The sequence below is a fragment of the Spiroplasma endosymbiont of Panorpa germanica genome (genome assembly GCF_964019765.1).
GTDB lineage: Bacteria > Bacillota_I > Bacilli_A > Mycoplasmatales > Mycoplasmataceae > Spiroplasma_B.
The window spans coordinates 965,354-980,597 of record NZ_OZ026461.1 but is presented as its reverse complement, the minus strand read 5'-3'; the positions used below and the strand labels follow the sequence as shown (position 1 = coordinate 980,597).

General features: G+C 29.0%; 11 protein-coding genes. 10 read left to right on the top strand and 1 reads right to left on the bottom strand.

Annotated elements, in window-relative coordinates:
- Positions 1-39: 39 nt before the first annotated feature.
- On the top strand, positions 40-3,030 hold the full coding sequence (locus AACK87_RS04485) for a DEAD/DEAH box helicase family protein (RefSeq protein WP_338972101.1): 2,991 nt from the start codon (positions 40-42) through the stop codon (positions 3,028-3,030).
- Positions 3,031-3,042: 12 nt separating this feature from the next.
- On the opposite strand, the gene AACK87_RS04480 is transcribed toward AACK87_RS04485, so the two are convergent.
- Positions 3,043-3,804 (bottom strand): hypothetical protein, encoded by a 762-nt coding sequence (locus tag AACK87_RS04480; RefSeq protein WP_338972099.1) that lies wholly within the window; start codon positions 3,802-3,804, stop codon positions 3,043-3,045.
- A gap of 168 nt (positions 3,805-3,972) precedes the next feature.
- Between AACK87_RS04480 and AACK87_RS04475 the strand changes: the two genes are divergently transcribed.
- The 9 genes from AACK87_RS04475 (at position 3,973) to AACK87_RS04435 (ending at position 15,103) form a co-directional block, all read left to right on the top strand.
- Positions 3,973-5,334 (top strand): glycoside hydrolase family 1 protein, encoded by a 1,362-nt coding sequence (locus AACK87_RS04475; protein WP_338972096.1) that lies wholly within the window; start codon positions 3,973-3,975, stop codon positions 5,332-5,334.
- A gap of 9 nt (positions 5,335-5,343) precedes the next feature.
- Positions 5,344-7,035, top strand: coding sequence for a PTS transporter subunit EIIB (locus tag AACK87_RS04470; protein WP_338972093.1), 1,692 nt, complete (start codon positions 5,344-5,346; stop codon positions 7,033-7,035).
- A 442-nt stretch (positions 7,036-7,477) separates the two neighbouring features.
- Positions 7,478-7,789 carry a hypothetical protein gene (locus AACK87_RS04465; RefSeq protein ID WP_338972090.1) on the top strand — a complete coding sequence of 104 codons (312 nt, stop codon included), beginning with the start codon at positions 7,478-7,480 and terminating at the stop codon, positions 7,787-7,789.
- A gap of 961 nt (positions 7,790-8,750) precedes the next feature.
- Entirely contained in the window at positions 8,751-9,554 is an 804-nt protein-coding gene (locus AACK87_RS04460; protein WP_338972087.1) for a hypothetical protein, read from the top strand.
- A gap of 20 nt (positions 9,555-9,574) precedes the next feature.
- Complete coding sequence (locus AACK87_RS04455; RefSeq protein WP_338972084.1) at positions 9,575-11,281, top strand: hypothetical protein; 1,707 nt, start codon at positions 9,575-9,577, stop codon at positions 11,279-11,281.
- Entirely contained in the window at positions 11,282-12,031 is a 750-nt protein-coding gene (locus AACK87_RS04450; protein ID WP_338972081.1) for an ABC transporter ATP-binding protein, read from the top strand.
- A 130-nt stretch (positions 12,032-12,161) separates the two neighbouring features.
- The gene (locus AACK87_RS04445; RefSeq protein ID WP_338972078.1) at positions 12,162-13,841 is read left to right on the top strand and encodes a hypothetical protein; all 1,680 of its coding nucleotides are present in this window, start codon (positions 12,162-12,164) and stop codon (positions 13,839-13,841) included.
- A complete protein-coding gene (locus tag AACK87_RS04440) occupies positions 13,842-14,591 on the top strand; it encodes an ABC transporter ATP-binding protein (protein ID WP_338972075.1) in 750 nt (249 codons plus the stop codon).
- Positions 14,592-14,836: 245 nt separating this feature from the next.
- A complete protein-coding gene (locus AACK87_RS04435) occupies positions 14,837-15,103 on the top strand; it encodes a hypothetical protein (protein ID WP_338972072.1) in 267 nt (88 codons plus the stop codon).
- The last annotated feature ends 141 nt before the right edge of the window (positions 15,104-15,244 follow it).

The window sequence follows — 15,244 nt, the reverse complement described above, 5'->3', positions numbered from 1 at the left end:
TATCTTGAATTATATGATAAGTTCATATAATATTTTTATATGAAAAAAGATAAATTAAACAAGGAAACTCTTGCACACGAAGAAATTATATTAGAGGGAAAACAGGAAAAAAGTAATGTAGATATCGATATTTTAGATAACAAAGAAGACTTTTTGATTAGCCACTTTAATAGCTTAGTTAGGAAAAAAATTAGTAGTTTGCCTGACTACGATTCTAAAAATAAAATTATTAATTCTATGCTAAATTTATTAGATTACGAGGAGTTTTCTAATAAAATGTCATATAAAGGTCCAAAATTTGAAAAAAATCTTTCAAATAATGCCATATACACAAACAGAGATTTTTTTAAAGATTTTAAAAGTGAGTTTTCAACATCTCATGAAATAAACATTATTGCTCCATTTTTTTCAAGACATATGATAAATACGCATTTACGACCATTTTTGGAAAACATAGACGAATCAAATAGCTTAAAAATAAAAATTTTAACTACTACTTTTGATGGAAAAAGTATTTTTTTGGATTTGGACGGACTAAGAGGTGTAGTAAAAGAATTTAGCAATGTAGATATAGAAGTAAAAATAGAAAACTTATTCAATAAAAATTCTTCGAGAATTCATATTAAAAGCTATATTTTTAAGAGAGAAAACGGGTTTGGAAGCGCGTACGTCGGAAGCAGCAACTACACAACAACAGGTATGATTACTGGAAATGAATGAAATCACAAAACAAGTGAATTTGAGAATAGTTTTGTATTTAAGGAAATTGTTTATAACTTTGAATTGCTATGAAACAATCCTGATTTAATTGATATTAATAACGATGAAATGGTGCAAGGAATTATTGATAACCAGAACCAATATAAAAATGAGAAAACAATAATTTTTAATCACGAAAAAATTACTCCCAAAACCTATCAACAAGAAGCTCTAGATGCACTTAAAAACAGAAGAGATCAGGGGCTTAAAAAACATTTAGTTGTAATGGCTACGGGTACTGGTAAAACCATTGTCGCAGCCCTAGATTATTTAAATCAAATAAAAGAAAATAACGGAGTTAAGCCTAAACTGCTATTTATCGCTGATAAGGTTGAAATTATTAGACAGGCAATGAATGCGTTCAGAAAATTAATAAATGATCAAAGTTTTGGAGTTGAATTTTCTGGGGAACATGATACCAGTTTAGAAACAGAAGATTATGTTTTTGCAACGGTTCAAAAATTATTGAACTATAAGGAAATATTAATTAATAAGGAATTTGACCTGGTTATTTTTGACGAAGCTCATCACGTTAAAGCAAAAAGCTTTACAGAAATTTATAATATCCTTAATAGAAATAATCAAATCATCGGGCTCACAGCAACTCCAGAGAGAGAAGATGGCACCAATATTAAAGATGAATATTTTGATGGAGAATATGCTTTTGAGCTAAGGCTGTGAGATGCTGTATCTGAAAATATGCTTTCTAAATTTGATTACTATTTTATTAAAGATGATTCGGTTGATATTTCAGGAATCAGTCTTCAAAATACAAGTGAAATTTCTGAAAAATTAAGAACAAATTTGAGAAATGAGTTTGTATATAAAAATATTATTAAATATATTGATCCAAAAGTTATTGAAAACAGTGTTTTGATTTTTTGTGTAGATCAGAAGCACGCGCTAAGTGTTGATAGTTTCTTGAAATCAAAAGGACTTAGATCAGAGTATTTGATTTCCGATAATAATAATTCCAGAAGCGACACAATTAATAGATTTAAAAATAAGGATATAAATTTTTTATGTGTTGTCAATATTTTCAACGAGGGTATTGATGTACCAGATGTCAATCATTTGATCTTCTTGAGACCAACCCAATCTCTAACTCTTTATATACAGCAATTTGGAAGAGGTTTAAGATGAAAACTGGATAAGAAATTGCAGGTATTAGACTTTGTAAACAATGTGGATATGAAATTTAACAAAAATTATAGTCCAATAAACATATTGAACGCTTTTTTGAACAAAAACAATAGACTTACATTTGAACATTCTCTAGATAATCTTAATGATCTTCTCCCAGAAGGGTCCAATGTTTTTTTAGATGCTAAAGTGCAAAAAGAAGTTATAGAAGCAATTAAAAATGCTGTTCAGAACAGAAAAAACATTTTCAAGAATTTAAGTAACAGTGATATGTCCGACAATTTCGGTTCATATGAGACATTCTTTTTAGAAACCGGCTTATCATTAAGTGAAGTTTACTATAAAGGGAGTGAAAATGGACTAAAAACATTTCTCTTCGAGGAAAATAGAGCTAAATTTAAATCAACATCAATAATGAAACAATTTTTATGAATTAACAATTATGAATTAGTTTCGAAATTTATATCAATAATAAATTCATCTATTCTTTCTGGAGACAAAACAATTGATAATATTTTTGTTCATTCATTTTTCTACAATGATTCTTCATTGTCAAAAATTAAAGAAAAATTTGGTACAACAGATTTTAATAAGATTATATTTTCAAAAGAAAATCAATATTTAGTTAGGGAGATTCTCTTCTTGCTAAAATACAAATTAAAATATGAAAATTTAATTTCAAGTAAAAAAATAGACAGCGAACTCAAATTTGTTGGCACTTATTTTACAAAAAGACAATCACTAGCTGTTACTGGAATTTCAAATTTAGATGAATTCAGTATCCAGTTGATTCAAGGAGTCTTTAAAAATAAAGACAGGAAAAAATTCATAATTTGAGCCAGCGACCCCTCAGGTAAAGAAAAGTATGACTTTCAAAATTTCTATGATAAATCCAAAAGTACCATGGGTTGGCCCTCACCAGATGACTGAAACGAAAAAAATAAAACATGTCAAGAATTTTTGGATTCTGAAACAGTTTTTGTCTTTTACAAGGATTCTGCTTTGAAGAAAAATTTTAACGACGAGGTTTTTGAGTTTAAAGGACAGGTCTCATCTAAAATAATATCACCAAATACAAATAAAGGTCTTTACTTTGAAATAAAAATTGACGATTGCATTCAAAATTAAAATAAGTTATTCTTATTTTAATTCATAGATTAGTTGGCCCAATAAATATCCCAAAACTGCAGATCGCATAGATATTGAAACGTTTTCGCGATCAGGGTAGTCAACAATAACAAAAAAACTTGCGTCCAAAAACTTATGTTTTTGAGAAGATGAAGTTACAACAACCACGTTGGCACATTTTTGTAAAGCTATTTGATAAAAATTAACAACATATTGATTATCCAGACCAAATGCAAAGAAGACAAATAAGTCTTCTTTTTTTGCTTTTGTTAGCCAAGCAGAATTGCTTTTTCGTTGGCTATTGAAAAAAGCGTTGAACCCCAAAAACTGTAGCTCACTTGCAAATAGTTCAACAATATCATTTTGTTCATAACTCGCAATTAAATAAGTATTTGAAACTTTTTCAATCAGCTCTTTTAACTTTTCAATACCCTGCACTTGAGCATCAATCATGTCTAAGTTTTGATCAAAGAATTTACGATAGTTACTTAATTTTAAGGCCTGGGGATTTACTTTTAAATTATTTTGAGTGGGGTAGTATTCGTTTTCAACCTTAATACGCAAAGCGATTTCTCGAAAACCGTCATAGCCATATTTTTTAGCAAAAGCTGTCAGAACTGATTCGCTAACAAAACAATTAATCGCACATTCTTTGCTTTTAACAGGAACACCATTTTCCATACAATTTAGTAAATATTTGGCTATTAAAGTATAAGAGGGATTCTCTACACTGTTGCTAATAATAGTTAAGTTCTCTTTGATACTTTTAAACATATAACCACACTCCTTGTTTCTTTAATTATAACTAAAATAACTCCCATTCTCTGAAAAGTACTTTGTAATTTGAGAACTAGATTTGGATCTCTTAATTTTGATTTAGTTCTCATTCACTTTTTGATATAAAAATATTGTGGAAATATTTCGCAAAAAGGAGAGATATAAATGTTAAAATTTCCAAAGGATTTTCAACTGGGAGCATCTTTTAGTGCGATGCAAACAGAAGGTCGAGGAACTACCAAAATTGGTAAACTAACAATGGATACCTACTTTGAAGAACATCGTGAGTTGTTTTATCAACAAGTTGGACCTGAATTAACAAGTGATATTATGAATCACTATGTTGATGATATTGCTAAATTCAAAGAAATTGGTTTAGATTCAATTCGTACCGGTTTTTCATGAGCACGTTTATTCCCTGATGGAGTAAATGTTAATCATGAAGCAGTTGCATATTATCATAAATTTATTCAAGAGTTTAAAAAAAATAACATCAAGTTATATATGACAATGTTTCATTTTGATATGCCAATGTGAGCCCATGAACTTGGAGCTTGAGCTAGTCGTGAAGTAATTGATAAGTTTGTGAGTTATTGTGAATTTGTTTTTCAAGAGTTTGGTGATGAAGTTGATTATTATGTAACTTTTAATGAACCATTGGTAACAGTCTTTGAAGGCTATACCGGGGTAATGCATTATCCTGCAATTAATGATCCCAAACAAGCGGTTCAACAAGGTTATGGAATTTTCTTAGCTCATGCTAAAGTTGTTAAAGCTTTTAAAAAATTTAAATTAAAAGCTTTGATCGGTGTTGTTTATAATTGAAACTTCACACACCCATATTCACAAAGTGGAGCCGATGTTAAAGCTGCTCGAATCTATGATGCTTATGTAAATCGCGGTCCTTTGAATATTATGGTTAGTGGAACAATTGATCCTGTTCTAGTAGAAACTTTAAAAGAATTTAACGTACTACCAGATTACAGCGAACAAGAACTTGAAGTGATTAAAGAAACTAAAGTTGATTTTTTAGGAATTAATTATTACTTTCCTTGTCGTGTTCAATCAACACCAAATAAACAAGCTCGCTGAGTTTTAGAAACTATGAAAATAGCAATTCCTCCAACAGCTAAAATAAATCCTCATCGAGGATGAGAAATCTATCCTGAAGGATTGTATGAAATTGCTATGGCTATTAAAACAGAGTTAAACAATATTCCTTGATATATCGCTGAAAACGGAATGGGTGTTGAAAATGAAGCTCAGTATCGCGGAGCTGATGGAATTATAAATGATACTTATCGAATTGATTATCTAAATGATCATTTAACTCAAGTGAAAAAAGGATTAGATGAAGGTAGCAATTGTTTTGGTTATCATTTGTGAACTGCTCTGGACTGTTGAAGTTTTCGAAACGCTTATAAAAATCGTTATGGTTTAATTGAAGTTAATTTAGCAGATCAAAGTCGTAAATTAAAACAATCAGCTTATTGATATCAAAGTCTAATTAATAATAAATCAAAATAAGGAGTCGTTATGAAAAAAAACAAAAATTATGAAGTTTATGTAAAGCAACTCTTTGATAGTCTTGGGGGTTATGAAAATATTAAGTATTTTACTCATTGTATGACAAGAATGCGTTTTCAACTTCATGACTGAGAAAAAGTTGATGAAGCCAGTATTAAAAATGGGGAATATGCTTCAGGGATTAATAAAAATAAAAGTAACGGAGAATTCCAAATCATAATTGGAGCTGATGTTCCCAAATTTTATAAAGTTTTTTGTGAAGTTAACAGTTATCAAGATGATGGTAAAACAATTATTGAAAAGGATGCTAATTTCTCAACTAAGCAAGCCACTGAAATCAAAGCTATGAAAGAAAAATTCAAAGTAAAAGGATTTTTAAATACTAGTCTAGCTTTTATTTCTAAAGTCTTTTCTCCAATTGTTGTACCATTAGTGGGTTATGGATTAATTTTAACTCTGTGATCACTTTTAACTGTTGAGTGAAGTGGAGAAGGGAGTAGTGCAGCGGGTAGTTCACATTTTATCGGTCAACTAGTTGGAATATTAGATATTTTAGTAGGAGCCTTTTCTTTATTTATTACTATTGTAATTGGATACACTGTGTTTAAAGCGATGCAGGGAAATGGAATTTATGGAATTATAATTGCTGTAGTTCTAACAGCTCCAGGACTTATAACAATGGGTGATGTTAAACCTGAACCAGGACAAAGTATTTTACAAGCCTATGAGGGATGAACTCTATTTGGTGAAGGAATAGTTTATCCTTGAAAAATAAATTTCAATGGTTTAATTATTCCGATGATTATTGTAGCAATTCTAGGAGCTTACATTGAGCGTGGAACTGAAAGAATTAACAATAATACTGCGAAAATGATTTTAGCACCAGTTCTAATAATTGGGGGAACCTTTATCTTTGCAATCTTTGTAATGGCCCCAATTGGATTACTATTTACTAACTACTTATCAATTGCTATTAACTGATTGAGTACAAATTCAATTGCAAAATATATTGCTATCCCTGTAATTGGGGGTCTATATGGTCCATTAGTAATTACTGGATTACACCATTCTTTAACTCCAATTATTTTACAAGGTCAAGCAACTTATGGGGCAACTATAATTCAAGGATTTATTACAATTTCAAATATCTCTCAAGGGATTGCTTCAATTGCCTTTGTAGTTTTACACAGAAGAGTTATGAAGATGAAGGATTTAGGAATTTCTAACGGGGTTTCAGCCATTGTTGGGGGAATTACTGAACCATCATTGTATACTATTAACTTAAAACACTTATTCCCATTAATTGCTTGTTCAATTGGAGTATTTTGTGGAACCCTAATTTTAGTGGCTTCAAATACTTACGCCTTACAAGGAAGTAGTTCAATTTTTGGAATCTTAATGTACCTACAAAATGCTCCTGATAAAACCGGGGTAACCACTTGAGTTGGGGGAGGTTATCTGTGAGGGGTAATCTCTATTATGGTTAGTTGTGGAGTTACTTTCTCAATGACAATATTTTTAGGAAAAACTAAATACTTCGCAAATCGTAGTGCTTCATTAATTTTAGAAGACTATGGTGAAGATGTTGTTAAGTTAAAAACTATTCCCAAAGATGAATGAAAAGGGATAATAGAAATTGAAAAAACTAAAAAAATCGAAGCTAAAAATTTAAAAAAATCGATTAAAGCCCAAAAAGCCTAAAACTCTATATTCATTAATAAAATAAAAACCTCATTAAAAAATAATGAGGTTTTTATTTTATTTAAAGTGGACAAACGTCTTATTTAAAAATGAGTTAAAATCACAAAATTGAGCTTCAGTTGTAAAATGTTTTCGTTATTGTAGATGGCCTTGAAAAGATCTTAAATGACGCCAAAGTGGTCGTTTTTCCAACTTATCCAAATCAAGTTGGCCATAACACTATAATAATTTAATCTAATGATAATATGAAAACCAATTTGTTAACAAGGCAAGGAATACCTGAAAAGAATTGGCAAAAATTAACTGTCAAAGATACTGAAAGATATAGGTGTTTTAAATGAAGAAAATAATTAAAATAATTGCAGGATTATCTCCTGTTTTAGCAGTAACTTAAAATGTCGCTGCTTGCTCCGACAAGAAAATTGATATTTCAGATGGGTTGGTGGATGAAGATTTAGGATATATTGAAAATTTAGAACAAAAAACTATTATTGATTCATTTACTAAAAGAAATCCTAATACCAAAAAAGATGTTCTTAGTTTCTCAGGTAATAGTTACAACGGAACATTAGCAGTAAGCCCGTGACTTAAATCATTTTATAAAGGTAAAATTGAAATCACTTACTATATTAAGTTGGTTTATAAAGAACCGGGAGTTGATGAAAATATTGAATGTCAGCTGAATAGTTATGATGATGTTTGTGATGTTGATTTAACTATCCTTGACCCAATCAACCACCCTTTAAGCGAGTAAGATAATTATAAATATTTTATTCATGGTAGTAATTTTTAAATGTAGAGGGTCCTGAAATTATCAAAGAAAATCAAATGATTTGGCATTTTTCAATAAAAGAAAAAAACGCAACGGATCCTCAAGATAGTTATGACATTGCCTTTAGATGATATAGTGCTTTTTTATTCAAATTAACAGTATTAATTGGTTGATAAATTAATTGAAAACAAATTTATTCATTTAAGAATTTGGAAGTATTGATCCAGAAAGTACAGTAGGAGATTTATTAAATAAAATTGGTTAGTAATTTATTAGGGATTTTGAAGAAATTCAAGATAGAGACCAAGAGTCAGAATTCTTTAAAAATATAAAAAAGCTTTTGGATTACTACATTAGGGTCGTTTTGAAAACAAAGTTTTAACTTACGATAATGTTGAAATTAATATTAATCTAAAAAAATAAATCCTTTTTTGAAAAGTTGTTATGACAAAATTTAAACGCCAAAGTTTTTTAATTTTACTATTTTTGGTTTTTCCTTGAGAAACGAGTCAGAAATTATTAGAAATATTATTAAAATTGGACTAAAAAATAAAGATGTTTGGCTAAATTATTATATGACTGAGATAAATAAACAAGACCTCATAGATACGGTGAATAAAAAAGTCAACATTATCAATTGTGAAAATATTATCTACGAATTCGCGATTTTTGATTTGAACAAAAATAGAGTTATAAGGGCAAATCTTAATAGAAGCAGACAAATAATTAAAGAATCCCTCTCTAAAAAATCAAATAAACAGCGCTTTGTGGGTTGATTCAATTTTGAGTTTTTTATATTTATTTAATTATATAAATTTATCCGGAAAAACAATGAACTTTGTAATAAGGTTACATAGAAATTTTCAAAAAAAAAGAAATAATAAAAACTTAAATATGTTATAATATTTATGATTTAATAAATCAAATGTAAAGGAAATAAAAGATGCTAACAAAAATTTTATTAGCAATTTCTATGGTCAATCCAGTTTCAAATGCTTATAATTTTGAAAACATCGTATCTCGATACGAAAACAGAATGAAGGTTAATTTGGAAGACATCATTATAGATAATAACTTAGGAAAAATCGAAGATCCCAGTGAAAAAAAATTGAATAATATTTTGGAATCAAAATATAATATCGATTCTCAACAAATTGAATATAGCAATCTTGATTATTCGGGTACAAGAATATTGGCAAAATCAGATTCAAAAGATTACTCAGGAAGTAAATATGTTTCTTTTGATTCTCAACTTTCGTTTAAATTTTCTGGAAATACCAAGACTGTTGACGCAAGAGCCTATAATTCAAAAGATGATGATGCAGATACTCTAACTATTGAATACGCACCAGACTTAGGGAGAAATGCTTTTTTAGAAAAGTATAAACATGTAGAATTTTATTGAAGAGGGGTAACTTGAGACAACAAAGGAAAATCTGAGAAAGCTACAAGATACCACAATGAAAAAAGTGCAATTAATGGATCTGAGGATAAAGACAAAACAATGCCAACCAAGAAAACATATTCAATACTTAATAAAAGTATGAAAAAAACACAATTGTATAGTAGAGAATATAGCAATGTAAATTCGATGAAGTCATATGGGCATTTTTCATACGAATGATTAGAAGAAACAATTAAATTAAATTTCACTGTTGAGGCCTTCGCATATGCTACTGCTTGAAATGCCTACTGAGCACACGCAAGAAACCAAATGGAAATTTTTGATTTAAAATTTGTTGGATAAACTAAGATCAGGGGGTATTTATGAATAAAAATTTTCAAACTGTTTTTAACTTTTCGATTCTCAGAATAGTTAAAAACAAATTATTTATTGTCACCACAACGCTAGTGCTATCGCTAGTATTCTTTATCAATATTTTAGTAATGGGATTAGTTGGAGATATAGCATTTGGTGTGCAAATTTCAATTATGTTCACAGTGATATTTTCAATATTTTGAATCTCTCTGGTTAATATAACCAATGTTGTTATGATCGCTGTCTTGGATAGCAAATCTGGTATTCAAGGACTGGAAAATCGTCGAGGAGTTTCTAATTCAAAAATCTTTTTTGCCAAATTTTTACCTTTGAAAATAGTTACTTTCTCATACATTACAGCTGTAATTTTAATTTTCTTTTTTCTAGCTTCGGTAATGCCAATATCAGCTAGAAGTTTTATCATTAGCAATTTAGCAATTGGATTATTTAGTTTATTCGCCTATGATATTTTCATTTTTGGAATTGTTGTTCTCCTAGCGTCTGCTACAAAATCATTAAAAAGAACTTTGCCAGCTGGGTGAGTAATTACGACTTTATTTTTGTTTTTCTCAATCTTTGGTCCAATCTTTTTTGCCTTTTCCCCTGGTGATTATTATGAAGACCAATATTCTATCACTAGTGTTAATCAACGCAATCTTATGTTAGTCCAGTCTCAAGGAAATAAATTTTTTTCAAGCCAATCACAGTCCTTTTCGGATTTATATGATATTTTTCACGAATCAATCAAATATGACAAGTTAGATGAAAATGATTATAATCGTGAAGCGCAAGATATGATTAATTCAGTGATAAATTTAAGCTTATATGAGGGGTATTTGCCATGAATTGGGGAAATAATTGAAGCTGGGAAATTTACAGAAGAAACCAACTGGTATTTAAAACATTTCAATAAATCTTTGGATGACTATCATATTAAAATTGATGAAGAAAAAATCAGCTACGAATTATCTCAAAATAACTATTATCAATTCATTAAGGAAATTAATATTAAGGCTTCAGGTAATCAAGTTACTAACTTCAAGAACTCTTATTACCATAGTGCTAACTCAAAAAACTACAGTGGTAAACAACAACTAAAAGAGGTAATTAACAATTTAAAAGACTATTCAAATCAAGGAGTTATTAGTGAAGCTGAAAAAAATGCCCTAGTTAAAGCAATTGAAGATGAATACTTTATTGAAATAGCACCTTTTTCAAATGCACAAATTTATCCAGAATATCAAGGAAGACCAGATCGCAGAGGATGATTTAAAAATAGTGCAATTTGAGCAGAAAAAAGTACCTACTCATTTGGGTCTTATTTATTTAATAAAATTTATCGCAATTTAGTTGGACCAATTAGTTATTTTGAAGAAAAAAACGAAGAAATAATAGCTAAGGGAGAAAAAAGCGACTTTAAATTTGATGGAGCTTTAAATTACCAAATCAATCCATTTATGTGATTTTATGAAATGGTTTACTTTTCTGGTCCTTATAATATTGCCAATGATAGCAATGTTATTAATACCTCACCACTACCAATTAGTGAGTTTACAAAAATGGCAATTGACTCTAAAGGAGAATTAATTTACTCTCAAAGACCATTTTGTGTTTGAGCCAATTATTTAGGATTTATTGGTATCGGAACTTTATTAGCTGGATTAGGCTATCGCTCATTTTGTAAAACCAAAGATGAAAGAAAGTTGGTTGACTAAATGCTAAAAATAATTGATGTTTCAAAAAGTTTTAAAACCGGAGCTGGGATTAAAAACTTTAGTTTGGAAATTAAACCAAAAGATATTATTGGTTTAGTTGGGGATAATGGTTCAGGAAAGTCAACTTTGCTAAAAAGTGTTTTTAATGAATACAAAAAAGATTCTGGTGAAGTTTTATTAAACGATGAATCAATTTATCAAAGTAATAACTTAGCGAAAATTTGCTTTTTCCCCGATCAGAGTGTTTATCCAAAAGATATTTCAATTTCAAAATTTGCTGTTTATGATGCGCAGTTATGTGGGATGGATGGGGAAGAAGCCCAAGAGCGATTGGAAATGCTTTTAGAAAAATTTGATTTAATTGAGTATAAAGACAAAACTTTTTTTGAGCTAAGTGCTGGAATGCAAAAACGAGCTTTTCTAGTAATTTGTTTAGTAACTCAACCCGATTACATATTTTTAGATGAGCCAACCGCTAACTTAGATGTAGCAACTAGAATTGAGTTTCACAAAATTTTAAAACTACTAGCCCAAGAAGGGGTGGGGATTTTAATTACTAGTCACATGATAAATGAACTAGAAGAAATCATTAACCACTTAGTGATAATTGAAAATGGAGTCACAAGACACAACAATCCTTTTGTTCCTCAAAAAGATTCAATAGAAGCTATTTATAAAAAAGTAACAAATGTTAAAGTAGAAAAAGACTACTCAAACATTTATGTTAAAAATAAGGAAAAACGACAGTAATTGTCGTTTTTACTTATTGCATATTTATGTTTAATAAATGAGTGTATAATAAATGTGTGGATATAGTTATATCCATTGATTTTGGATTAATTAAAGATCTAATTTAAAATTTACTAAATAAGGAGAATTTATGAACCAAGGATTTAAAGTAGTATTCAGGTTTTCTTTTTTAAGGATTATCAAAAATAAAGTTTTTATTATCTTATCAACTATTATTTTGGCCTTAATCATATTAATTCAAAGTTTAACAATGAATATTGGAGATAATATTTTATATAAAAATAATGTTGGTTTAATATTTATTGTTGTGCTGGGAATTTTTTGATTATCTTATGTAAATATTGGTAACATTGCTTCAATTGCTATCACAGACAGTCGTAACGGGATTCAAAGTTTAGAAAACCGTCGCGGTTTAAAAAATTCTTCGATATTTTGGGCTAAATTTCTGCCGCTAAAAATAGTTACAACAACTTTTGTTTGCCTAGTTTATTTAATATATGTGATGATTTCAGCAATCTCTCCTGTTTACTTGAAAGATTTTATAATTATTAATTTAGGAACTGGACTTCTGAGTCTATTGGCCTATGATTTCTTAATATTTGGTGTTACTTTGTTTTTAGCAGCGCGAAGCAAATCTTTAAAAAGAACCTTACCAACTGTTTGGGTTTTGACAACACTATTTATGTTTTTTGCAATTTTTGGACCGATATTTTTCGCCTTTGCATCCGATGGCCCAACAACAAATAACTATAGTCCAATTATAAAAAATGCAAAAGAATTACAAGATACACAAAACGAAGAAGATAGATTTTTGACTGAATTACATGATAGTATGAATGAATTGAGAGATATTTTTTCCGAAAATATAACATCAGACCGAGTTGGAAATGATATATATTTATTTAGCCCTGGATATATCATTTGAGATACTCTTGGCAGAGGGATGTTGCCTTATTTTGGAGAATTAATTGAAGAGGATGCTTTTACAAGTAGCATTGAAAAATATTTCAAGAAATTCAATACTAGTTTGGAAGAACAAAAAATTGAAATCAATGAACAGGAATTGAGAACAGGAATTCAGAATAATTTATACTATCAATTCATTAAAGAAGTAAGTGTTAAATCACAAGGTGACAAAACTAAAAATTTTAAAAATTCTTTTTATTATAAAAACAGTTCAAAAAATTACAATAAACCTCAACAATTAAAAGAGGTTTTAACTAATTTGAAAAATATTGATCGCAATGATTTTGATATTTCAGATAACGAATTAGCAAAATTACATGATTCGTTAATTAATATGTTTAAATTTGAATGAAGTATCTATTCAAACGAACAGATTCTTGATATCGATTCATATGGACAACCAGATACAAAAAACATTTTTTACAATTATCAATTCTGAATTAATGATAGTCGTTACTCACCAGGAACTTACTTATTTAATTTATTAAATTACGAATTATTAGGATATTTTGATATGGAAATTAAAGTTGGTGACTATTTTCAATGAACACCTAATGCCATTTGAAATTATCGCGCAAACCCATTTATGTGATTTTATGAAATGGTATATTTTTCTGGTAAAAACAATCCAGAAGTAAACTACTTTATGTCAGCTGAAGCACCACTGCCAATTTCTCAATTTAGCTTTTATGACTTGAATTCTCAAGGAGAATTAATTTACTCTCAACGACCATTTAGTGTATGAGCCAATTATTTGGTGTTTATTGGTATCGGAACTTTATTAGCTGGATTAGGCTATCGCTCATTTTGTAAAACCAAAGATGAAAGAAAGTTGGTTGACTAAATGCTAAAAATAATTGATGTTTCAAAAAGTTTTAAAACCGGAGCTGGGATTAAAAACTTTAGTTTGGAAATTAAACCAAAAGATATTATTGGTTTAGTTGGAGATAACGGTTCAGGAAAGTCAACTTTGCTAAAAAGTGTTTTTAATGAATACAAAAAAGATTCTGGCGAAGTTTTATTAAACGATGAATCGATTTATCAAAATAATAACTTAGCGAAAATTTGTTTTTTTCCCGACCAGAGTGTTTATCCCAAAGATATTTCAATTTCAAAATTTGCGATTTATGATGCACAGTTATGTGGGATCGATAAAAAAGCTGCGACAGAAAGAATAGAAATGCTTTTAGAGAAATTTGATCTAATTGATTACAAAGATAAAACTTTTTTTGAATTGAGTGCAGGAATGCAAAAGCGAGCTTTTTTAGTAATTTGTTTAGTAACTCAACCTGATTACATATTTTTAGATGAGCCAACGGCTAACTTAGATGTAGGAACTAGAATTGAATTTCACAAAATTTTAAATATTTTAGCTCAAGAAGGGGTCGGGATTTTAATTACTAGTCACATGATTAATGAGTTAGAAGAAATCATTAATCATTTAGTAATTATTGAAAACGGAGTCACAAGACACAACAATCCTTTTGTACCAAAAAAAGATTCAATAGAAGCTATTTATAAAAAAGTAACAAACGTCAAAGTAGAAAAAGATTACTCAAACATATTTACTAAAAATAAGGAAAAACGACAGTAATTGTCGTTTTTATTTTGTCAATAATAAAACATTATATTAACTAGAAAAGGCACATTAAAATTAATGATTTAAATGTATCTAAATGGAGAGACAAGAACATGAGCTAAATATTAGCAAAAACGATGTAATTAGACATCAAGCTACCTTGAAGGCATTGTTGAAATAAACAACTTTGGATTATTAAAGATTAGATAAAAAATATTAATGTACCTACAAAATACGCCCGATAAAACTGGGGTAACCACTTGAGTTGGGGAGGTTATCTTTGAGGAGCAATCTCTATTATTGTTAGTTGTGGAGTTACTTTTTCAATGAAAATATTTTTAGTAAAAAATAAATATTTCGAAAATCGTAGTGCTTCATTAATTTTAGAAGACTATGGTTATGGTGAAGATATTGCTAAGTTAAAAACTATTCCCAAAGATGAATGAAAATGGATTATAGAAATTGAAAAAACTAAAAAAATCGTATCTAAAAAACTAAAAAAATCGATCAAAGCGAAAAATGCCTAAAACTTTATTTACTGTAAATAAATAGTTAATTTAATTGTACTGTAACGGTAGAAAAAGAATTGTTAACATTGACACCAGCCCTTATCTTGAGATTATGAATTTATAAATCTACAAGATAAAAGGAGAAAAATCGTGTTAAAA